Genomic DNA, 19,301 nt, shown 5'->3' on the forward strand with positions numbered 1-19,301 from the left:
TACTTCATGCAGGCGGCACGAAGCGGCTGTTTCCCGAAGCGACGGGGATAAGCCGCGGACCGAGCCGCAGAACCCATTGACCCGATCGGCGATATCCGTTATTTGTGCTGGTTGCCGGGTATGCGAGCGGCAGGAGGTGAGAAGAAATGGTTGCTTTGTTGCTGGTTCTGCTTCTTGTATTAGTTCTGTTCGGCGCGGGGTTCGCACTGAAGGCCCTGTGGTGGGTCGCGATTGCGGTCCTGGTGCTCTGGGCGCTCGGCTTTGTTTTCCGGTCCGCCGATTCCGCGGGTACCCGCGGTCGCTGGTATCGGTGGTGATACCCCGCCTCACCGGAGGGGGCTGGTGCGCGGATGGGCCTGGAAGAAATCCCACATGATCTGATCAGCGCTGATCGATGCGGTAGCGCCGACCAACGGTGTAGGGGCGATAGGTGGCGAGCCCGGCCAGGTGTGCCCGCCGCCGATAAGCGCGTACCGCTCGACGGTGCCGTATCCGGGGCATGGGTAGCGCAATAGCATGACATCCGCGGCGATCTGGCGCTGTTGCGGCTCGGGCCCGCAACCATTGCGGTGCGCCGTTCGCGCCGCGCTGGAAGGATTGTTCTTCATCATGAGAGGTGTGTTCTCATCGATGCGCCTTTTGGTGGACGCGTGCGCCGATGGGTGGCACAGGCGGCCGAACTTGTCGGTGGTGACCGCAATACTGGCGCGGCCGATGAATTCGAGCCGCCCGTCCCGTCTCAACCGATGTGGCGAGATCCGATGAATCGGCAACGCGCCACACACATTCCTGTCGAGACGCCCTGGAGGTACGCCCGATGTCAGCCGAACTTTCCGCCCCCGCCTCGGGAGGGCGGACGCCGACCGTCATCCGGGTACTGGTACTCGCGACCTTCGTAGTGATCCTGAACGAGACGATCATGATCAACGCGATCCCTCGTCTGATGGCCGATCTCGAGGTCACCGAGCGGGCGGCGCAGTGGGTGTCCACCGCGTTCATGTTGACGATGGCCGCCGTCATCCCGACCACCGGCTGGTTCCTGCAGCGGGTTTCGACCAGACGGGCCTATGCCGTGGCGATGGGAGTCTTCCTGGCCGGTACCGCATTATCGGCCGTCGCGCCGTCATTCGCGGTGCTGCTGCTCGGACGGATCATTCAGGCGGGTGGTACCGCGGTAATGATGCCGCTGCTGATGACCACGCTGATGACCGTCGTGCCCGAACAGGACCGCGGCCGGGTGATGGGCAATGTCACCCTGGCCATTTCGGTGGCGCCCGCACTCGGCCCGGTGGTCTCCGGAATGGTGCTCCAGATCGGTTCGTGGCGTTGGCTTTTCGTACTTGTCCTGCCGATCACGGCGGTCGTCACCTGGCTGGGTCTGCGTCGACTGGAGAATGTCGGTGAACCGCAAGCCGGGGCGATCGACTGGTCGAGTGTGGTGTTCGCCGCGCTCGGGTTCGGTGGGCTGGTATTCGGGCTCAGCAGGTTCGAGAGCGACAACTACACCAGCCCTGCCCTGATCGTCGCCGCGGGTTCGGCCCTCATCGCCGTATTCGTATTCCGTCAGCTGCGCCTGCAGCGCATCGGTACCCCGCTGCTGGATCTGCGGGTGCTGCTGTCCAGCACCTACGCAAAGGCGCTGGTGCTGATGTCGATCGCGTTCATGGCGATGCTCGGCTCGATGATCCTGCTGCCGCTGTATCTGCAGAACCTGCGTGGTCTGAGCCCCTTGCAGACCGGCCTGCTGGTGATGCCGGGCGGGCTGGCGATGGGGCTGCTCGGACCGACCGTCGGCCGCCTGTTCGACCGCTTCGGTGGGCGCGTACTGGTGATTCCCGGCTCGGTCGGGATCGCCGCGGCGCTGGCCGGATTCACCCAGGTCTCGATGTCGATGCCGTACTGGCAGCTGCTGGTCCTGCACATCCTGCTGATGGTGTCGCTGGCCACCACATTCACCCCGGTCTTCACTCTCGGCCTCGGGGCGCTCCCGCAGCACCTGTACTCGCACGGCAGCTCGATGCTCGGCACCCTGCAGCAGGTCGCCGCGGCCTTCGGCACCGCCCTGGTGGTCACGGTGATGTCTGCCCGCAGCACCGGACTCGTCGCCGCTGGCACCGACCCCGTCACCGCACACCTCGACGGTATGCGCCTGGCGTTCCTGGTCTCCGCTGCTCTGGCACTGATCGTGATCGCCATGGCCGTGCTCCTTCCGAGCCGGGCGGCGGTCGCCACCCCGGAGGAGACCGACGAAATCGAGACCGCAATCCCCGAATTAGTCAAGGGCTGACCACAATTCGGTACACCGAACCCCTGGCCGCGCTTGCGGGCCGGGGGTTCGGGGCCGGGATGTTCCGCATCCGAGCCAGTTCCTCGGGTCAGTACTCCGAGAGGTTGTTGCTACCCCCCGACCATGGTGACGAAATCAGCCCAGCCGGGCGCACAGCAGCCAGGCGGGGACCGACTTGCGGCCACTGGGTTCGTCGCGGATGCCCTCGAACCGGAACCTCGGGCCGTCGGCAGTCGCCCCGAAGTCGCCGACAGGCAGGTTGCCATGGATTCGCGCTGGCCTGATCTCATCGACCACCCAGTACTTCTCCACCGCCTCACGAAGCTCGTCAGCGGTGACCGGCGCTGGGCCCGGTACAGGTACTTCGGGCAGGGCGGTCCGGTCGAACACCAGCGCGAAATATGACGCGCCCGGCGCGGCGGCGCGCACGATCGACTGCTGATAGCCCGCCCGCGACTCGACCGGGATCGAATGGAATAGCGTGCTGTCGACGATGGTATCGAAGCGGCCGTCGTAGCCGGTGAAGGCCGTGACATCGGCGACCTCGAAGGAGGCGTTGGCCAGGCCACGCCTGGTCGCCTCGGCGCGGGCGAGCTCGATCGCGGTCGGCGACAGATCCAGGCCCACGGTGGTGTAGCCCCGCTCGGCCAAATACAGCGAGATCGCCGCCTCTCCACATCCGACATCGAGGACATCGCCATGGAATCTGCCCTGCTCGATCAGCGCGGCGAGTTCCGGCTGGGGTTCCCCGATACTCCACGGCGGTTTGACGCCAGGGCCGAACGGGCCACCCGTGCCTTGGTAGACGGCTTCGAACTCGAAATCCTCCGGCGCAGTCATAGCATATGAGTATCAGTGACCTTGGTTCGTGTCAACGTCGTCGATGGCGGCGGAATAGTTCCGAGCGGTAGTTCGCTCGCGCGAGTTCTGTGGGTCTGCAAGGCACGGACGCGGTGACCAGCTTTCGCAGGTCAGCGGATTACGAATGGATTTCCCACGGGCGCACCGGAATTGATCCATACGGTCTTGGTTTCGAGATATTCCCGAACCGCGTCTATACCGTTTTCGCGGCCGAAGCCGGAATCTTTGAATCCGCCGAACGGCGCCAGGAAACTGACGGCGCGATAGGTGTTCACCCACACGGTGCCGGAGCGAATGCGTTCGGCCATGCGCAGGGCACGGCCGATATCACTGGTCCACACCCCGGCGCCGAGGCCGAAGCGGACGTCGTTGGCGAGGGCGACGGCATCCTCTTCGGCGCGAAACGGAATGACGGCGAGGACCGGTCCGAAGACTTCCTCCTGGGCGATGCGCATCCGATTATCGACGCCGGTGAAGATGGTCGGTTCGATGAACCATCCGTTACCGCATTCCGGACGCGTCGCGACGGCACCGCCCAAAGCCAGGGTGGCGCCTTCCTGTTCGGCGATCCGGAGGTAGTCCAGCACCTTCGCGTACTGCGCGGGTGTGGTGATCGGGCCGACTCGAGTGTCCTTGGACATGGGGTCGCCCATGCGGGCGGTGCGCGCGAGTTCCACTACGCGCGCGACGAATTCGTCGTGAATGCTGTCCTGGACCAGCAGTCGCGATCCGGCGATACAGGTCTGTCCGGTGGCGGCGAAGATACCGGAAACGACACCATTGACAGCCGCGTCGAGATCGGCGTCGGCGAATACGATATTCGGGGATTTACCACCCAGCTCGAGACTCACCTGCTTGAGGTCGCGGGCCGCGGCCTCGTTGATTCGGCGCCCGGTGACATCGGATCCGGTGAAGGTGATCTTGCGGACCAATGGATGCTCGACGAGCGGTGTGCCGACGTCGGCGCCGAAGCCGGTCACCACATTGATCACGCCCGGCGGCACTCCGGCCTCATGGAACAGCTTGACGAGTTCGAGCGTGGAGGCCGAGGTGAATTCCGACGGTTTGATCACCACTGTGCAGCCCGCGGCCAAGGCTGGAGCCAGTTTCCAGGTCAGCAGCATCAGCGGTGAATTCCACGGCGTGATGATGCCGACGACACCGACTGGCTCTTGGCGTGTGTATGCGAAATAGCCTTTCTTGTCCAGCGGCAGCACCGTCCCCTCGATCTTGTCGGCCAGTCCGCCGTAGTAGTAGAACCACTGTGGCAGATAGCTGAGCTGGCTATACATTTCGGCGAATAACTTGCCGTTGTCGCGGACCTCGAGCTCGGCCAGTCGGTGCGCATGCTCGGCGAGGGTGTCGCCGAGACGGCGCAGCAGTGCGCCGCGAGCGCTCGCGGTGAGTGCGGGCCACGGGCCGCAGGTGAACGCCCGGTGAGCCGCCTGCATTGCGACATCGACATCCTCGGCGGCGCCTTTGGCGATCCGTGCCCATGGTTCGCCCAGATATGGGTTATCGGTGGGGAACCACTCGCCGCCGATCGGTTGGTGATCATGCCCGTCGATGAACATCGGATACTGCTGGAAGTCGGCGTCCGGCGAGGGTGGCGGCACCGTCTCGGTCTGCCCCATGATGTGAACTCCATACTCGGATCGGCTACGCCGCCCATCATGAGTGATGATCAACATAGTTGAAAAATAGAAATGATTGATGCCTACATTGCTGAATGTCATACGTCGCCAGCTCTGGACGTGATGGGCGTCGAACCGGTAATAGTCGACGGGAATCGGTTCGGCGGAGCAATCAATTCGCGGTGGTTTCGCTGCGGTCGACGAGTCGGGCCGCGGGCCAATTCCCCTCGGCTACGGCGGCGCGCACCTGGCGGATGAGTTCGGCCGCAACGACTTCGGCGGCGGCGGGCACGCGGCCGGTTCGGGGCATGCCGAGGACGATCAGTCGCCGGACTTCCGGGTCGCACAGCGGTGCGGCGCTGAGCGTCCCATTGGCGACATCGTCGGCGATGCCGACGCCGGGCAGAATTGTCCAGCCGTGCCCACCGAGCACCAGCAGTTTCTGCAGACGTAGTGAATTGGTCTGGACGGTCACCTCGAAATTCACCCGCATTTGCGCGGCGGCGCTGTCGATGAGGGCGCGCAGCGCATGCCCCGGCGCGGGCATCACCATCGGATGGTTCGCGACCTCGGCCAGAGCGACGGGACGTTCGGCATGTAAGTCGTCGCTCGGCGGCGCGACCACCCAGAGCCGTTCCCGCGCAAGCGGTTCGACATTGAGCGACGGTGTGCTGGTCAGGTTGTAGAGCAGGCTCAGGTCCAGATCGCCGTCGTCGAGCCAGCGCTGCAGATGTCCGGAATAGCCGGTGAGCACACGCAATTCGATGCCGGGATGATCGCGGGCGAGCGCCGAGACCAGCGGTTCGGCCAAGAGGTCGGCAGCGCTCTCCAACAGGCCGACGGTGACCACCCCGGTGACGACACCGGGCGCCGGGCGTAGTTCGGCGCGGGCACGATCGAGCTCGTGCAGCGCCCGTCGCGCCCGCTCGACCATGACGGTTCCGGCTTCGGTCGGGCGCATACCTTGTCGGGTGCGCTCGAATAGTGCGACGCCGAGCTCCTGCTCGAGCATGCGAATCTGCCGGGTGACGGCCGGTTGGACCAGGTGTAGCAACTCCGCGGCCTTGGTGACGCTGCCGACCTCGGCCACCGTGACCATGGCCTTCAACTGCTTGAAGTCCATTCGCACCTCCTGCGTATCGCGAACCGGCATGGTTATATCAGAACTCGGCATTTTACCGAGGCATTTATTAGCTCTCATGATGGTATTGCGGGGAGTGTCGAGAGGAAGTCGTATGGACGAGCTCAACGAGGAAGAAACCGCGATCGTCGCGGTGGTGCGCGACTTCGTGGATCGGGAGGTCAAACCGGTCGCGCAGGAACTCGACCATACGAACACCTACCCGGAGAAGCTGATCGATCAGATGAAGCAGCTCGGGATCTACGGGCTGGCCATCCCGGAGCCATGGGGCGAGGCCAAGGTCTCTACACCGTGCTACGCCGCCGTCACCGAGGAGCTCTCGCGCGGCTGGATGAGCCTGGCGGGGGCGATGGGCGGTCACACTGTGGTCGCAAAACTGTTGCTGGACTATGGAACTCAGGAGCAGCGGGATAGGTACCTGCCCCGGATGGCTACCGGCGAGCTGCGCGCGACCATGGCGCTGACCGAACCGGGCGGCGGATCGGATCTGCAGTCGATGCGCACTACCGCGCGCCGGGTCGGCGACGACTACATCGTCAACGGCTCCAAAACCTGGATCAGCAATGCCCGCCGGTCGGATCTGGTCGCCCTGCTGTGCAAGACCGATCCGACCGCCGAACCCGCGCATCGTGGTATCAGCGTTCTGCTGGTGGAAAAGGGTCCCGGATTCACGGTGTCGCGCGATCTGCCCAAACTCGGCTACAAGGGTGTCGAGAGCTGTGAGCTGAGCTTCGACGATATGCGTGTGCCCGTATCGGATGTGCTCGGCGGGGTCGAGGGTGCGGGATTCGCGCAGATGATGCGCGGGCTGGAGGTTGGGCGTATCCAGGTGGCCGCCCGGGCGCTCGGTGTCGGCCAGGCCGCGCTGGACGATTCGATTCGGTATGCCCAGCAACGGGAAAGCTTCGGCAAACCCATCTGGCAGCACCAGTCCGTTGGCAACTATCTCGCGGATATGGCGACGAAACTGACCGCCGCGCGCCAGTTGGTGTATTACGCGGCGCGCCGCTACGACTCGGGTGAGCGCGCCGATATGGAGGCCGGCATGGCGAAACTGTTTGCCTCGGAGACCGCCATGGAGATCGCTCTCAATGCCGTGCGCGTGCATGGCGGCTACGGGTATTCGACGGAATTCGATGTGGAACGCTACTTCCGCGACGCACCGCTGATGATCGTCGGCGAGGGCACCAACGAGATTCAGCGCGCAGTGATCGCCCGCCAGCTGATCAGCCGAAATCGGATCAACTGAGTTGTCCGGCACCGACTTTCCCGGAAGGCACCGTATGCGCCGCCCGCTCGAAGATATCACCGTCGTCGCGGTCGAACAGGCCGTTGCCGCGCCGTTCGCGACTCGCCAGCTCGCCGACCTCGGTGCTCGCGTGATCAAGATCGAACGCCCTGGTGGCGGCGATTTCGCCCGGCGCTACGACCAAACCGTCCACGGGGAGTCGAGCTACTTCGTGTGGCTCAATCGGGGCAAGGAAAGCGTCGAACTCGACGTCAAGGACTCCGCCGACCGTCGGCTGCTCGATGCGATGATCGCCAAGGCAGACATATTCGTGCAAAACCTGGTCCCCGGTGCCGCCGAACGGCTCGGACTCGATGCCGAGACGCTGCGCGCGGCACGGCCCGAGCTGATCCACTGCTCGATCTCCGGGTATGGCCCCGAAGGGCCGTACCGGTCGAAGAAGGCCTACGACCTGTTGTTGCAATGCGAGACCGGGCTCGTGATGTCAACGGGTACACCGGAAGTGCCGGCCAAGGCGGGTTTCTCGATCGCCGATATCGCCACCGGCATGTATGCCTACAGCGGTATCCTCACCGGGCTCTTCGACCGGGCGCGCACGGGTGTCGGTGCGAGCCTGCACGTCGCGATGATCGATGCGCTCGGGGAGTGGATGAGCCAGCCCGCCTACTTCTCCCGCTACGGCGATGAACCGCCGCGCCGCACCGCGGCCAAACATCCATCGATCTCTCCTTATGGCCCCTACCGCACCGCCGACGGTACGGTATTCCTCGGTATCCAGAACGAGCGCGAGTGGATTGCGCTGTGCGAAACCGTGCTCGGACGTTCCGACCTGATCGAGGATCCGAGGTTCGCAACCAATACCGATCGGGTGGAACGCGACGGCGAGGTGACCGCGCTGCTGGAGCGGGCGTTCGCCGCATCCGGTACCGATGAGGTCATCCAGCTGCTGGAACAGGTCGGCATCGCGAATGCGCGGTTGCGCACACCGGCCGAGTTCACCGAGCACCCGCAGCTCGCGGCCCGCGATCGCCTGCGGCCGGTGGATACACCCGGTGGGGTGATGCAGGCCATGCTGCCGCCGGTGGTGGGTGGTTGGGAACCGGCAATGGGTGCCGTGCCTCGGATGGGGGAGCACACCGCGGCTCTGCGCGCGGAATTCACACCGGCAGAAGATGTTTCGGAGGAGACACGGGCATGACCGATGTGGTCGAACGCACCGAATGGCTGCCGCCCGGTCCGGCGGAGGCGCTGAGTGGGCTGCTCGGTGTGCCGCTGCCCGATCTGGACAAGGGGCTTCCGCTGCTCTGGCACTGGATCTATCTGCTCGAACGTCCCGCGCAGACAGATCTGGGGCCAGATGGTCATCCGATTCGCCATACCGTTCCGGAGCCGCCGGGCCCCGGCCGACGCCGGATGTGGGCCGGTGGGCAGGTGCGCACCCGTGGTGCGCTGGTATGTGGCGAACCGGCGACGAAACGAACAAAAGTGGTGTCCACACAAGAGAAGCAGGGACGCAGCGGCGCGCTGACCTTCGTCGTGGTCGGCCACCAGATTCTGCAGGGCGATCGAATCGTGGTGGACGAACGGCAGGATATCGTCTACCGCGACGCCGTCGAACCGAGCGGACGATCCAGCGAACCGGAACCCGGCCAGGACGCGAAAGTGCCTCCCGCCGACGACGAATGGGCCATCGATACCTCCCCGACCCTGCTGTTCCGATATTCCGCGCTCACCTACAACGGCCACCGCATCCACTACGACCGCGACTACGCCCGAGATGTCGAGGGTTATCCCGGTCTGCTCGTGCACGGTCCGTTGCAGGCGATGGCCATGGCCGAGGCCGCCCGGGCCCGCGGATACAGCGGTGACCAGGTCTTCGACTACCGACTGCGGTCGCCGCTTTTCGACCACCAAGGGCTGGTCGTCTCGGCGACCCTGCGCGGCGGTGTCCTCGTGACCGTCGCGCGGGACGGTTTCGGGCGGCAAACGGCAACCGGGACATTGCATCCCGCCGACTGAGGCAGATTGTGGTCAGCAACAGGGATGGCTGATCCGCGATTTCGTCGCGGTAGGCGTTCGGGTCGGCGAACAGGTTGACGCGGCCGGGGTGGTCGGCCGGTTGGCCCCGCACTGCTGTTTGCTCGCGAATCCGCGATTCGCTGGCAGTGCTCCGACGAGCAGTGCGGGGCCTCCCTTTTCCGGCGTCGCGGACGCGATCAGGCGTTGGCCTTCTCGTACGCCTGGGCTACTTCTGCTGAAATCCGTCCGCGGGCTGACACCGCGATGCCTTTGGCACGGGCCCAGTCGCGGATGGCGACGGTGCGAGCGCGGTCGTGCGCCGTGCGCGAGGCCTGGCTCTTGCTCCGAGATGTGCGGCCGAGCTTGCGAGCGTTCGAGGTCCAGGGCTCGAAGATGCCGCGCAGCTGACCAGCATTGGTGGTGGATAGGTCGATCTCGTATTCGACGCCGTCGAGGGCGAAGGCCACTGTTTCCTCGGCAGCGGATTTGCCGTCGAAGTCATCGACGAGCGTCACAACGACCTTGCGTGCCATGGGCATTCCTTTTCCTGGGGGACAGCGGGCAGAGGATCGTGAGCAGAGGATGGTGATCATAACGAGCGGCCGAACAACCAGCGAAGCTGCCCCGAATCGAACCTGGACCTGCGTACTCCCTGGGATACCTTCCAGGCGAGACGGTTTCGACCAAACGGTCGGTTCAGTGAATTTTCAGCGATCTATGTCCTGATCCTTGGCGATCCAGGACTCATGTGGGGTTTGTTGTTCGTTTCCCGACATGAACCGCTAATCTGGCGACATGTTGGCAAACTATCTGCGGCGAGTTGACCTGCCCGGCTCAGAGATGCAGACGAGCCGAAGCGTTTGCGAATCGTGAGTGCGGTCAATGCCTCCGAACTCTCGGCGCCCCGTGCTGAAGCGCAGGTCGTCGCCCTGTGCAATCAGAAGGGTGGAGTCGGCAAGACCACCTCGACCATCAATCTGGGCGCCGCGCTGGCCGAATGCGGTCGGCGGGTGCTGCTCGTCGACCTCGATCCGCAGGGCGCGTTGTCCGCGGGGTTGGGTGCCGTACTGAACGACCTGCCATCGACGGTGTACGACCTGCTGGGGGGATCGGGAAAGCTGATCGACGAGGTGCTGATCAAAACTCACCTCGACAATGTCGATCTGCTGCCGAGCAATATCGATCTGTCCGCGGCGGAGATTCGGTTGGTCAACGAGGTCGGCCGGGAACATTCGCTGCGGCGGGTACTCGACCCGATTCGGGACCGCTACGACTACATACTCATCGACTGTCAGCCATCCTTGAGCCTGCTCACCGTGAACGCGCTGGCCTGTGCGGACGGTGTGATCGTCCCGATGGAATGCGAGTTCTTCTCGCTGCGCGGGGTCGCGCTGCTCACCGACACCATGGACAAGGTCCGGGACCGGCTGAACCCGCGGCTGAGCCTGTTCGGCATCGTGGTCACGATGTTCGATCAGCGCCTGCTGCATTCGCGTCAGGTACTGGCCAGGGTTGCCGAAGTCTTCGGCGACCAGGTCTACGACACGGTGATATCGCGGACGGTCCGCTTCCCCGACGCCAGTGTTGCCGGTGAACCCATCACCACCTGGGCACCACGATCCGCCGGCGCCGAGCAATACCGGGCCTTGGCTCGCGAGGTCATCCACCGATCCGGCCGCTGACACCGCGTCCACGAGGTGCACGACCACGCCGGACCGGGGTAGGGTCGCCGTGCTCTGCCCGCGATCGACCCACTTCGGACGACGCGGGCACCCGTCACACCGACGAGGAGGACCCCGTGAGCCAGATGGGTAACCGCCGCGCCGGGGACCATGCGGTGGTGCTCGGTGGCGGGATCGCGGGTCTATTCGCGGCCCGTATTCTGGCCGACCACTATGCGGCCGTGACCGTCATCGAGCGAGATCGGTTGTCGGAAGCCGAAACGAAACGTCGCGGCACTCCGCAATCGCGACATTCCCACGGCCTGTTGATGCGGGCCGCCGAGATTGCCGAGTCCCGGTTTCCCGGCCTGACCGATGAGCTGATCACCGATGGCGCGAAGGCCGTCAGCGCATTCGACGATTTCCGGGCGATCTTCTTCGGAAACGTCCTGCATCGAGCTGAATTGGGCAGAACCTCCGTTGCCGCCAGCCGACCGTTTCTGGAATCGCATGTGCGTGCCCGGGTATCGGCGCTGTCGAATGTGACGATATGGGACGACGCGGTCGTAGCCGACCTGATCGCCTCCGATACCGGCGTCGGCGGAGTTCGGGTGCTGCGCCGGGAGACCGACGGCGAACCGGAGCCGGTCCATGCCGATCTGGTGGTCGATGCGATGGGCCGGGGTTCGCGAGCCGGGTCCTGGCTCGCGTCGCTGGGGTACCCACGTCCGCGCGAAGATCAGGTGCCCGTCGATATCGGCTATGCCACTTGTCATTTCCGCCTGCCGCTGGATGCTGTCGGCGGCGATCGGATCGTCCTGGTCGGGCCGATGCCGAGCCGACCGCGCGGGTTCGGGTTCGCGGCGCAGGAGGGGGACTTGTGGGTGCTCTCGGCGTTCGGCGTCGGGAAGGAGAATCACCCGCCGGCGGGTCCGGGCGAACTGCTGGACTACGCCGCGGAATTCGCACCCGACGATGTCGCTACCGTGCTGCGGTCGGCGACTCCCGTCGACGACGTAGCGACCTACCGGTTCCGCACGGCCGTTCGGCGTCGGTATGAACTGCTGGATCGTGTTCCGGGCGCAATGCTCTCGATCGGCGATGCGGTATGCAGTTTCAATCCCATCTACGGCAGCGGCATGACCGTCGCGGCCATCGCGGCCGATCTGCTCGATGACGTCCTCCAGGAGGGCACCGACGATCTGCCACGCCGTTACTATCGCCGCATCGGCCGCATGCTGCGCACCCCGTGGTGGCTGACAAAGGTCAGTGATATGACCATGCCGCCGGTCGCCCTCGGCTCACCAGGGGTGAAATCACTTGCACATTCGGGCTTGAACAGGATGTTCCGAGCGGCTGCGGACGATCCGGCGACCGCCGCGAAATTCCTCGATGTACTGAACATGACCAAATCCCCGCTGCACATGTTCGATCCACGTGTCGCCGCGGCGACAATGGGGTTGCATCGTCTTCGAGGACGACCTACCTCCGCATAGCCGAATCGAGCTGTTGCGTCGCGGCTTTGCCATGGCCTGCCGTGCGATTCGTTCCGTGCGGGGCTGGGCAACGCTGGTCTCTACCGGTCGCGTGCAACGGTGTTCCGTTCGGACGCGACGGCAGATGATCGCCGAGACCATCGAATGGCACCAGCGTTACCCGCACTTGGCCGAAGAAGTCGCCCGCAGTCGGACTACTCGGCCAACGCGCGCCGCAGAGCTCCCGCCAGTTCGGCGTTCTGCCGCTGTGAAACCTCCGCGGACAAGATCGCCTGCGAGCCATGGAACGTGCCCGGCCACTGGTGCAGTTCGACCGATACCCCGGCCGCCATCAGGCGCAGTGCGTAGTCGATATCTTCGTCGCGGTTCGGGCAGAATTCCGCGGCGGCGATGTAAGCGGGTGGCAGGCCGGACAGATCGGTGGCCCGCGCCGGGGCGGCGTACGGCGTGGCGGGCATGGAACCCAGGTAGTACGCCCACATTTGCGCGACCTTGTCGCGAGTCACGAACGGGGTATCGGTGAAATTCCGCTGCGACCACGTCTGCTGCCGGTCATCGAGTCCGGCCTGGTGGAGCAGCTGGAAGCGGATCGGCGGCCCCTGCTCGTCGCGCGCCCGCAACGCCACCGCGGCCGCGAGACCCGCGCCCGCGCTGTGGCCGCCGATCGCGATGCGCGTCGGATCGATGCCGAGTTCGGTTGTGTGTTCGGCGGTCCAGTTCAGCACCGCGTAGATGTCATCGTGTGCGGCGGGGAACGGGTTTTCGGGGGCCAGTCGGTAGCCCACGGAGATCACGGTCGCGCCGGAGCCGTTGGCGAGCATCGTGGCCCACGGATGTTCGGTGTCGAGATCACCCATCACGAATCCGCCGCCGTGCAGCCACACGATGGCGCCCTGGGCCCGGTGTGGACGATAGATCCGCACCGGCACATCGGGATCGGCTGGGACCGTGCGGGTTTCGATCTCCAGGTTCGCGGTGTCGGTAACCGGTACCGCGGCGGCCAACTCGGCGAGCTGTTTACGCGCGGTGGGCGGATCGGACAGGTCGGACGGCGGGAACAGCGACAGGAACGGTTCGAGTTCGGGATCCATGACAGCTATCCTCGCGATTCGCCCCGCCGAGATCATCCGCCAACCGTCGGGCATTCCAGCCCTGTTCCGCGACGAGCGCCGCATATCCGACCTCCGCCGAGGAGAAATAGGCACGGATGCCTCGGCTGCCGAAAGCTCCGAAGGCATGGCGAAGCACAGTTTGTGATGCTTGCCAGGCGTCAGCAAGCGGTTCATCGGCGGGGCATGCCTGCACTCGGACCGTGGATGTCAGGAGTTGCGCGGTGCTACCAGGCCGGATTCGTACGCGAGGACAACCAGTTGGGCGCGGTCGCGGGCGTGGAGCTTGGTCATGGCTCGGTTGATGTGGGTTTTCGCGGTCAGCGGAGTGATCACCATGCGCTCGGCGATCTCGTCGTTGGACAGGCCGTGCGCGACCAGGGCTACGGCCTCGCGTTCGCGATTGGTCAATTCTTTCAGCCCCGTGTCGGCGCCGGTGTCGAGTTGCTGGGTGACGTACCTGTTGATCAGTCGGCGGGTAATCGATGGTGCGAGCAGGGCGTCGCCGCGTGCGGCGACACGTACGGAGTGCAGGAAGTCTTCCGGCTCGATGTCCTTGACGAGGAATCCGGCCGCACCGGCGCGCAACGCGTCGAAGACGTATTCGTCCAAGCCGTAGTTGGTCAGGATGACGACGTGCATCCCGGCCAGGGTCGGGTCCGCGGCGATCCGCCGGGTTGCCTCGATGCCGTCCATGACCGGCATCTGAATGTCGATGAGCGCGATGTCAGGCAAGTATTGTCTGGCCAGCGCCAGGCCCTCGGTCCCGTCGGTGGCCTCGGCCACCACCTCTATGTCGTCCTCGAGGTCGAGTAGTGCACGGAATCCGCTCCGAATGAGCGGCTGGTCGTCGACCAGCAGGACCCGGATCATGACGTTCGGTCCACAGGGAGTTCGGCGTGTACGGAGAAACCGCCCGTGGTGCGCGGTGCCGCCCGCAGGCGACCGCCGAGAGCGGTGACTCGCTCGCGCATCCCGAGCAGCCCGACGCCGGGGACCGGCACGGTATCCATCGTGGCCTTGCCGTCGTCATCGACCCGTATGACCAGGGCGTCGGGACGGTAGTCGATCCGGACCGACGCCGTCGCGGCGGCGGCGTGACGGGCGATATTGGTCAGTGACTCCTGAACGATCCGGTAGCCGGTCCGGTCCACTGCGGTCGGCACCTCCTGGCGTTCTCCCTGGATCGTGAGCGTCGCGTCCAAACCGGTCGTGCGTACCCGTTCTACCAGTTCAGGGACATGGTCGAGCCCGTGCTGCGGGCTGTTGCCGTCGTCTCGTAGCGCCTCGAGGGTCGCTCGCAGTTCCCTGGCCGCCTCCCGACCGGCCTGCCGGATCGCTAGTAGCGCTTCCGGGACTTCTTCGCCTCGCTTGCGGGCCACGTGGACGGCGGCCTCGGATTGCACTTTGATGACCGAGATCTGGTGGGTGAGCGAATCGTGCAGTTCCCGCGCGATGTGCAGCCGTTCCTCGTCGGCGCGGCGCCGCGCGGTCGCCTCGCGGGTGCGCTCGGCTTCATCCGCTCGCCGTTCGGCTTGGCGCAGCGCTTCCCCCGCGGCGCCGGCCGCGATCAGCCAGGCCAATTGGAGGGCATCCCGGGCCTGCGTGAATGCCGCGCCCACGGGCCAGTCGGGGTGCGAGGCCAGCATCGCGAACGGGAGCGTAGCCACCATGAGCACCGAACCCGCCACCGCGACGAGGCGGTGTCCCGCTCGTACCGTGGCATACACGGCGACCAGATACGCGACGGCGGGCACCTCGAAACCGATTGCCTGGTAACCCAGTACGCATAACCCGGTCACGGCCAGTACGGTGATCGGAGCCCAGCGGTGCGCTGCCAGCACCAGACCGCCGATTATCAACAGCGTGTAGCCCAGCGCGTCGAGTTTCGTGGGCGGGTGTTGCCCGGACAGCGAGGTGACCAGCAGGACGGCAGCTACACCGACGGCGATCGCCCGGTCTCCGATCCCTCCGCTGCTCATGCGTGCAACCCTAGCCGGACAGTCGCGCGGGCAACTCCTGCTCGCGGATGATCGGCCGCCTACCGCGCCCGCGGTATTTTCTCGGCACTCTACGACGTCCGCAGCACTCTGCTACGGCAACGGTGGTAGCGCGAATTGTCTACGCCCGCAGGATGATCGGCGGTAGATCCAGCGGACATGATGAATCGACGTCCAGTCGTTCGACAAAGGAGCATCCCATGTCCGTCCGTCATCTGCCTGCCGCTGTGGCAGCCGCCATGCTCGCAGGTTTCGCACTTGCCGCACCGGCGGCCGCACAGGTCTCGGTCGAGTCCGCCGCCGCTACCGGCATGACCTCCGGGCGAATCGGGCCCTCCCTGACCGCGTTGGTGGCGCTGGCCGGTGTCGTCATCGGTGGGCTGGCGCTGGCCCGCTCCGCCAGTCGTATCGGCACCGGCAACAGGGGAAGAAGGGCCATTGTTGCTCTGGTGTCGGGGCTGATCGGCGTGGTCGTAGGTGGGGTCTTAGCGGCCACCGCCGACGGTGGTCCCGGCACCGGCAACGGGATAGTGGGGTCCTGGGCGGCCATGGTGTTGGGGCTGATCAGCCTGGTCCTCGGCGGCCTGGCGCTGGTCCGCTCCCGCCGCACCGCCTGATCGGTGTAGATTCGCGCGACTGCGGCGATCGTGCCCTTCGTGGAAGGTCACCGGGCAGCGGGCTGGAACAGTTCGACGAGGTTTCCGGCGGGGTCGAAGACCAGGATCTGTTGGCCTCCTGGGCCGGTGACGATGCGGTTGCGGAATGTCACACCGGCTGCCTGCAGGCGTTCGACCTCTGCGGCGATGTCGTCGACGATGAGGTGGATTCGGTTCCAACCACCGGGCTCGGGGCGGGCTCCGTCGGGCATCGGGCGGGCTCCGGAGCTGGTGGGTCCGCTCAGCGGTGACCGCGAACGTCACGAATGCCGACTCCTTCGTGACGCGATGGCATCAGCGCACTGGCCGGCCGCGAAATGGCGCCTGACCTGGACTCACCGGACTCGAGGACAGCCATTGGGGGAATCGCGGATAGCCTCCAGACATGGATGCCTTGGTGGTCCGATTGTCGCAGTTGGACGTGGAAGCGGAAGGCGCGCTGCGTGTCGTGATGTTCTACGACACCCTCATGCGCCGACGGGTGGATCTCCCGGCGCTCGCGCGGGCCTCGGCCGTCCTGGCCGAGTGTGTTACCGGGATTCGGCTGCACGGCACGGGACGAGTGATCCGGTGTGCACCCGACGGACAGGAAGTGTCGGGTCCGCCGCCGTCTGCGTCCACCACGGGGCCGATCATCCTCGACGAGGAGGAGATCGGCACGGTGTGGCTGGAACGCACCGGTACCTCCCGCTCGCTCGACGACCTGCTATTGGAGCGGCTCGCCATTGCGGCGGCGGCGGTCGTCGAGCGGTACGGACCGGCACGCACGACCATGGCCGATCCTGCCCTGGTCGAGCTGGTTATCAGCGTCGACAGTGACGAGGCGGCCAGGGCTCGGGCGTTGCGGCTCTTGGGTTTTGCCGCCGACCTGCCGGTGCGCGTCGTGGCCGTCCGGTCCCAGCTTCCGCTCGACCACGTCGGTGTTCTGATCTGTCCGGGCCGTCCGGTGAAGGCGGCACCGCTGGCCGACGTCGGCGTCATCCTGGCCACCACAGTGGACCCGGCTCGGTTTCCAGCAGGCGTACGCGCGGGCATCGGAGCGGCCGGTCGGCCCGACAGGTCCTGGCGGCAAGCCCGCACCGCACTGCGCTTCGCCACGGCACGTAGTCCGATTGTCCCCCACGACGACCTCGGAGCGTTGGCCTTGCTCGCGCAGGTACCCCAGGATGCCGTGCGCGACAACGCCGATGTCGCCGCGATCACCCGAATAGCGAGCACCCCGGAGGATCTGGAGACACTCGACGCCTACTGTGCCACCGGCTCGCTGCGTCGGGCGTCCGCGTTGTTGCACCTGCACCACAGCAGCGTCGCCCGCCGGCTCGAACAGATCGAAAAGATGACGGGTATCGAACTGGCCGAACCCACCGGACTACTACGGGCCAGGCTCGCACTCACGGCATGGCGCCTGCTCGACGAGTGACGTCGACCAGCAGCTATGCGGGGATGAATTCACTGATCACAAGCGTGCGAGCGGCGGCGTATCGGCCATAATTGCTTGGTGACCCCTTCGCCTGGATCTTCGATCGACGATAGCGCGGCCGCGTCGCCCCGACTGGCGGGTGCGCGATCCGCGGTCGGTAGTTTCCGCTTCTGGTTCGCCAGCCGCCGCTGGGAGTGGTCGCCGGAGGTGTACCGGATGCACGGCTACCGGCCCGGGGAAATCGAGCCGACCACCGAATTGCTATTGGCCCACAAGCATCCTGACGACCGCGAACCGGTTGCCGAACGCATCGCCCATTCCATCGATAGTGGTGAGCCGTTCTCCAGCCGCCACCGGTTCATCGACACCTCTGGTGGCGAACACAATGTCATGGTCGTCGCGGACCGAATTCTCGACGACGAAGGCCAACCGGTTGGCACGACGGGTTTCTATATCGACCTCAGCGCCACCCTCGCCGAAGCCGAACGTGAAGCGCTCGAGGTGCGTTTGCCGGAACTGATCGAGTCGCGTGCGGTGATCGAACAAGCCAAGGGCGTGCTGATGCGGCTGTACGGGATCAGTGCCGAGCAGGCGTTCAAGGTGCTCATCTGGCGTTCGCAGGAAACCAATATCAAGCTGCGCGTGCTGGCCGAACAACTGATCACCGAGTTGTGTACCTTACCCGCGCCCGAACCCGCGACCGTCGCCACCTTCGATCACATTCTGCTGACCCTGCACGAGCGCATACCCAAGGACTGACCGCATCCGATTTCCCAGCAGCGAGAGGTTGCGCCACCGATGCCGGGCGTCGGCGAACTACGGTGTGGCGGTGGTAGTGGAACCGAATGACCGGTTTGCTGGATTCGTTGTGCAGGCTCGGCTTGGTCATGGCGGTAGCAGCGATGTGTATCTGGCCGAGGATTCGGAACGGTCGCGGCCGGTATCGCTGAAGATTCTGGGCCCTGAGGACAGCCGGTCACCCGAGGCGCGAGCGCGATTCGTGCACGAGTTCGACATCCTGTCGGTGCTACGGCATCCCAATATCGTGCGGATGTACACGCACGGTGAAACCGACGGCAGGCTGTGGTCGGCGCACGAGTACGTCGCCGGCGCAACGGGTTCGACATTGGTGCCGATGCCGCACCGACATCCGGACCTGCGGCGGGTGCTACATGTGCTGGGCCGGGTCGCGGCCGGTTTGGATTTCGTGCACGCCAACGACATAGTCCATCTCGACGTCAAACCGGCGAATCTATTGGTGGGTGTGGACGATCCCGCGACGGTGAAACTTTCGGATTTCGACCAGGCCCGATGGCTGCACCGGCCGGAACCGCCCTTGGCCAGTAACGGTTTCGTCGTCGTCTCGGTGCCGTATGCCGCGCCGGAGCTGTTGCGGGCGGGCGCCGTATGCCCGGCGACGGACCAGTACGCGCTGATCGCTACCGCGATCGAACTGCTCACCGGCCGCCCGCCGTTCCCTCGCGGAAATCTCATGGCCACCGCGCAGGCCCACCTGCACGACGCGCCGCCGGATATCTCCGCGCGCCGACACTGGATCCCCGCCGAGGTCGACACGATCGTGCACCGTTCGCTCGCAAAGGATCCGAGCGCCCGCTACACCACCTGCACCGAACCCATCAGCCTGCTCACCGAGGCTCTCCACGCCGCCGCCGACACCCCGCCACGCAGTCCCTTCCGGAACCGCCTGAACGCCGCGTTCGCCCGATCGGCGCTTCGCCGGTAGCGATATGTATGTTCCCGCCGCGGC

General features: G+C 65.5%; 20 protein-coding genes. 11 read left to right on the forward strand and 9 right to left on the reverse strand.

Annotated features, from left to right (window positions below):
* Window positions 1-146 precede the first annotated feature (146 nt).
* Window positions 147-317 carry a hypothetical protein gene (locus tag ACIBJI_RS20210; RefSeq protein WP_364345908.1) on the forward strand — a complete coding sequence of 57 codons (171 nt, stop codon included), beginning with the start codon at window positions 147-149 and terminating at the stop codon, window positions 315-317.
* 9 nt (window positions 318-326) lie between these two features.
* Here ACIBJI_RS20210 and ACIBJI_RS20215 read toward each other — a convergent pair whose 3' ends face one another.
* The gene (locus tag ACIBJI_RS20215; protein WP_364345910.1) at window positions 327-608 is read right to left on the reverse strand and encodes a hypothetical protein; all 282 of its coding nucleotides are present in this window, start codon (window positions 606-608) and stop codon (window positions 327-329) included.
* Window positions 609-817: 209 nt separating this feature from the next.
* Between ACIBJI_RS20215 and ACIBJI_RS20220 the strand changes: the two genes are divergently transcribed.
* Window positions 818-2,287, forward strand: coding sequence for an MDR family MFS transporter (locus ACIBJI_RS20220; RefSeq protein WP_364345912.1), 1,470 nt, complete (start codon window positions 818-820; stop codon window positions 2,285-2,287).
* Window positions 2,288-2,422: 135 nt separating this feature from the next.
* Here the strand turns inward: ACIBJI_RS20220 and ACIBJI_RS20225 are convergent, their stop codons facing one another.
* The 3 genes from ACIBJI_RS20225 to ACIBJI_RS20235 all read right to left on the reverse strand — a co-directional run bounded on the left by ACIBJI_RS20225 (window position 2,423) and on the right by ACIBJI_RS20235 (window position 5,905).
* Entirely contained in the window at window positions 2,423-3,127 is a 705-nt protein-coding gene (locus tag ACIBJI_RS20225) for a class I SAM-dependent methyltransferase (protein ID WP_364345914.1), read from the reverse strand.
* Window positions 3,128-3,258: 131 nt separating this feature from the next.
* Entirely contained in the window at window positions 3,259-4,782 is a 1,524-nt protein-coding gene (locus ACIBJI_RS20230) for an aldehyde dehydrogenase (RefSeq protein WP_396956617.1), read from the reverse strand.
* Between the two features lie 172 nt (window positions 4,783-4,954).
* Window positions 4,955-5,905, reverse strand: a complete 951-nt coding sequence (locus ACIBJI_RS20235) for a LysR family transcriptional regulator (protein ID WP_364345916.1) — start codon at window positions 5,903-5,905, stop codon at window positions 4,955-4,957.
* 112 nt (window positions 5,906-6,017) lie between these two features.
* Between ACIBJI_RS20235 and ACIBJI_RS20240 the strand changes: the two genes are divergently transcribed.
* The 3 genes from ACIBJI_RS20240 to ACIBJI_RS20250 are packed head-to-tail and all read left to right on the forward strand — an operon-like array spanning window position 6,018 to window position 9,191.
* Window positions 6,018-7,172: an acyl-CoA dehydrogenase family protein gene (locus ACIBJI_RS20240; protein ID WP_364345918.1), complete on the forward strand. Its 1,155-nt coding sequence runs from the start codon at window positions 6,018-6,020 to the stop codon at window positions 7,170-7,172.
* A 34-nt stretch (window positions 7,173-7,206) separates the two neighbouring features.
* A complete protein-coding gene (locus ACIBJI_RS20245; protein WP_397085206.1) occupies window positions 7,207-8,370 on the forward strand; it encodes a CaiB/BaiF CoA transferase family protein in 1,164 nt (387 codons plus the stop codon).
* The gene (locus ACIBJI_RS20250) at window positions 8,367-9,191 is read left to right on the forward strand and encodes a MaoC family dehydratase N-terminal domain-containing protein (protein WP_364345922.1); all 825 of its coding nucleotides are present in this window, start codon (window positions 8,367-8,369) and stop codon (window positions 9,189-9,191) included. The genes ACIBJI_RS20245 and ACIBJI_RS20250 overlap by 4 nt, the downstream gene beginning before the upstream one ends.
* Window positions 9,192-9,388: 197 nt before the next feature.
* Here ACIBJI_RS20250 and ACIBJI_RS20255 read toward each other — a convergent pair whose 3' ends face one another.
* On the reverse strand, window positions 9,389-9,724 hold the full coding sequence (locus tag ACIBJI_RS20255; RefSeq protein WP_364345924.1) for an Lsr2 family protein: 336 nt from the start codon (window positions 9,722-9,724) through the stop codon (window positions 9,389-9,391).
* Between the two features lie 336 nt (window positions 9,725-10,060).
* On the opposite strand from ACIBJI_RS20255, the gene ACIBJI_RS20260 reads away from it, so the two are divergent.
* Both ACIBJI_RS20260 and ACIBJI_RS20265 read left to right on the forward strand, forming a co-directional pair.
* Window positions 10,061-10,873, forward strand: coding sequence for a ParA family protein (locus tag ACIBJI_RS20260; protein WP_364345926.1), 813 nt, complete (start codon window positions 10,061-10,063; stop codon window positions 10,871-10,873).
* Between the two features lie 125 nt (window positions 10,874-10,998).
* Entirely contained in the window at window positions 10,999-12,348 is a 1,350-nt protein-coding gene (locus ACIBJI_RS20265) for an FAD-dependent monooxygenase (protein WP_364346095.1), read from the forward strand.
* Between the two features lie 194 nt (window positions 12,349-12,542).
* Here the strand turns inward: ACIBJI_RS20265 and ACIBJI_RS20270 are convergent, their stop codons facing one another.
* The 3 genes from ACIBJI_RS20270 to ACIBJI_RS20280 all read right to left on the reverse strand — a co-directional run bounded on the left by ACIBJI_RS20270 (window position 12,543) and on the right by ACIBJI_RS20280 (window position 15,439).
* Window positions 12,543-13,439 carry an alpha/beta hydrolase gene (locus ACIBJI_RS20270; protein WP_364345928.1) on the reverse strand — a complete coding sequence of 299 codons (897 nt, stop codon included), beginning with the start codon at window positions 13,437-13,439 and terminating at the stop codon, window positions 12,543-12,545.
* A 228-nt stretch (window positions 13,440-13,667) separates the two neighbouring features.
* Window positions 13,668-14,330 carry a response regulator transcription factor gene (locus ACIBJI_RS20275; RefSeq protein ID WP_364345930.1) on the reverse strand — a complete coding sequence of 221 codons (663 nt, stop codon included), beginning with the start codon at window positions 14,328-14,330 and terminating at the stop codon, window positions 13,668-13,670.
* Complete coding sequence (locus tag ACIBJI_RS20280) at window positions 14,327-15,439, reverse strand: histidine kinase (protein WP_364345932.1); 1,113 nt, start codon at window positions 15,437-15,439, stop codon at window positions 14,327-14,329. The genes ACIBJI_RS20275 and ACIBJI_RS20280 overlap by 4 nt, the downstream gene beginning before the upstream one ends.
* A gap of 218 nt (window positions 15,440-15,657) precedes the next feature.
* Here ACIBJI_RS20280 and ACIBJI_RS20285 point away from each other — a divergent pair, with 218 nt between their 5' ends.
* A complete protein-coding gene (locus ACIBJI_RS20285) occupies window positions 15,658-16,074 on the forward strand; it encodes a DUF6223 family protein (protein WP_364345934.1) in 417 nt (138 codons plus the stop codon).
* 47 nt (window positions 16,075-16,121) lie between these two features.
* Here ACIBJI_RS20285 and ACIBJI_RS20290 read toward each other — a convergent pair whose 3' ends face one another.
* Window positions 16,122-16,325, reverse strand: a complete 204-nt coding sequence (locus tag ACIBJI_RS20290) for a VOC family protein (RefSeq protein ID WP_397085209.1) — start codon at window positions 16,323-16,325, stop codon at window positions 16,122-16,124.
* Between the two features lie 173 nt (window positions 16,326-16,498).
* On the opposite strand from ACIBJI_RS20290, the gene ACIBJI_RS20295 reads away from it, so the two are divergent.
* The 3 genes from ACIBJI_RS20295 (at window position 16,499) to ACIBJI_RS20305 (ending at window position 19,277) form a co-directional block, all read left to right on the forward strand.
* Window positions 16,499-17,533, forward strand: coding sequence for a helix-turn-helix domain-containing protein (locus ACIBJI_RS20295; protein ID WP_364345936.1), 1,035 nt, complete (start codon window positions 16,499-16,501; stop codon window positions 17,531-17,533).
* A 102-nt stretch (window positions 17,534-17,635) separates the two neighbouring features.
* The gene (locus tag ACIBJI_RS20300; protein WP_364346099.1) at window positions 17,636-18,292 is read left to right on the forward strand and encodes a PAS and ANTAR domain-containing protein; all 657 of its coding nucleotides are present in this window, start codon (window positions 17,636-17,638) and stop codon (window positions 18,290-18,292) included.
* A gap of 70 nt (window positions 18,293-18,362) precedes the next feature.
* Window positions 18,363-19,277: a serine/threonine-protein kinase gene (locus tag ACIBJI_RS20305; RefSeq protein WP_364345938.1), complete on the forward strand. Its 915-nt coding sequence runs from the start codon at window positions 18,363-18,365 to the stop codon at window positions 19,275-19,277.
* Window positions 19,278-19,301 lie beyond the last annotated feature (24 nt).

The organism is Nocardia sp. NPDC050408 (assembly GCF_044458905.1).
GTDB lineage: Bacteria > Actinomycetota > Actinomycetes > Mycobacteriales > Mycobacteriaceae > Nocardia.

Coding starts and splice junctions, on each gene's coding strand:
- ACIBJI_RS20210 (WP_364345908.1), top strand. CDS start 147: ATGGTTGCTTTGTTGCTGGTTCTGCTTCTTGTATTAGTTCTGTTCGGC.
- ACIBJI_RS20215 (WP_364345910.1), bottom strand. CDS start 608: ATGAAGAACAATCCTTCCAGCGCGGCGCGAACGGCGCACCGCAATGGT.
- ACIBJI_RS20220 (WP_364345912.1), top strand. CDS start 818: ATGTCAGCCGAACTTTCCGCCCCCGCCTCGGGAGGGCGGACGCCGACC.
- ACIBJI_RS20225 (WP_364345914.1), bottom strand. CDS start 3,127: ATGACTGCGCCGGAGGATTTCGAGTTCGAAGCCGTCTACCAAGGCACG.
- ACIBJI_RS20230 (WP_396956617.1), bottom strand. CDS start 4,782: ATGGGGCAGACCGAGACGGTGCCGCCACCCTCGCCGGACGCCGACTTC.
- ACIBJI_RS20235 (WP_364345916.1), bottom strand. CDS start 5,905: ATGGACTTCAAGCAGTTGAAGGCCATGGTCACGGTGGCCGAGGTCGGC.
- ACIBJI_RS20240 (WP_364345918.1), top strand. CDS start 6,018: ATGGACGAGCTCAACGAGGAAGAAACCGCGATCGTCGCGGTGGTGCGC.
- ACIBJI_RS20245 (WP_397085206.1), top strand. CDS start 7,207: ATGCGCCGCCCGCTCGAAGATATCACCGTCGTCGCGGTCGAACAGGCC.
- ACIBJI_RS20250 (WP_364345922.1), top strand. CDS start 8,367: ATGACCGATGTGGTCGAACGCACCGAATGGCTGCCGCCCGGTCCGGCG.
- ACIBJI_RS20255 (WP_364345924.1), bottom strand. CDS start 9,724: ATGGCACGCAAGGTCGTTGTGACGCTCGTCGATGACTTCGACGGCAAA.
- ACIBJI_RS20265 (WP_364346095.1), top strand. CDS start 10,999: ATGGGTAACCGCCGCGCCGGGGACCATGCGGTGGTGCTCGGTGGCGGG.
- ACIBJI_RS20270 (WP_364345928.1), bottom strand. CDS start 13,439: ATGGATCCCGAACTCGAACCGTTCCTGTCGCTGTTCCCGCCGTCCGAC.
- ACIBJI_RS20275 (WP_364345930.1), bottom strand. CDS start 14,330: ATGATCCGGGTCCTGCTGGTCGACGACCAGCCGCTCATTCGGAGCGGA.
- ACIBJI_RS20280 (WP_364345932.1), bottom strand. CDS start 15,439: ATGAGCAGCGGAGGGATCGGAGACCGGGCGATCGCCGTCGGTGTAGCT.
- ACIBJI_RS20285 (WP_364345934.1), top strand. CDS start 15,658: ATGTCCGTCCGTCATCTGCCTGCCGCTGTGGCAGCCGCCATGCTCGCA.
- ACIBJI_RS20290 (WP_397085209.1), bottom strand. CDS start 16,325: ATGCCCGACGGAGCCCGCCCCGAGCCCGGTGGTTGGAACCGAATCCAC.
- ACIBJI_RS20295 (WP_364345936.1), top strand. CDS start 16,499: ATGGATGCCTTGGTGGTCCGATTGTCGCAGTTGGACGTGGAAGCGGAA.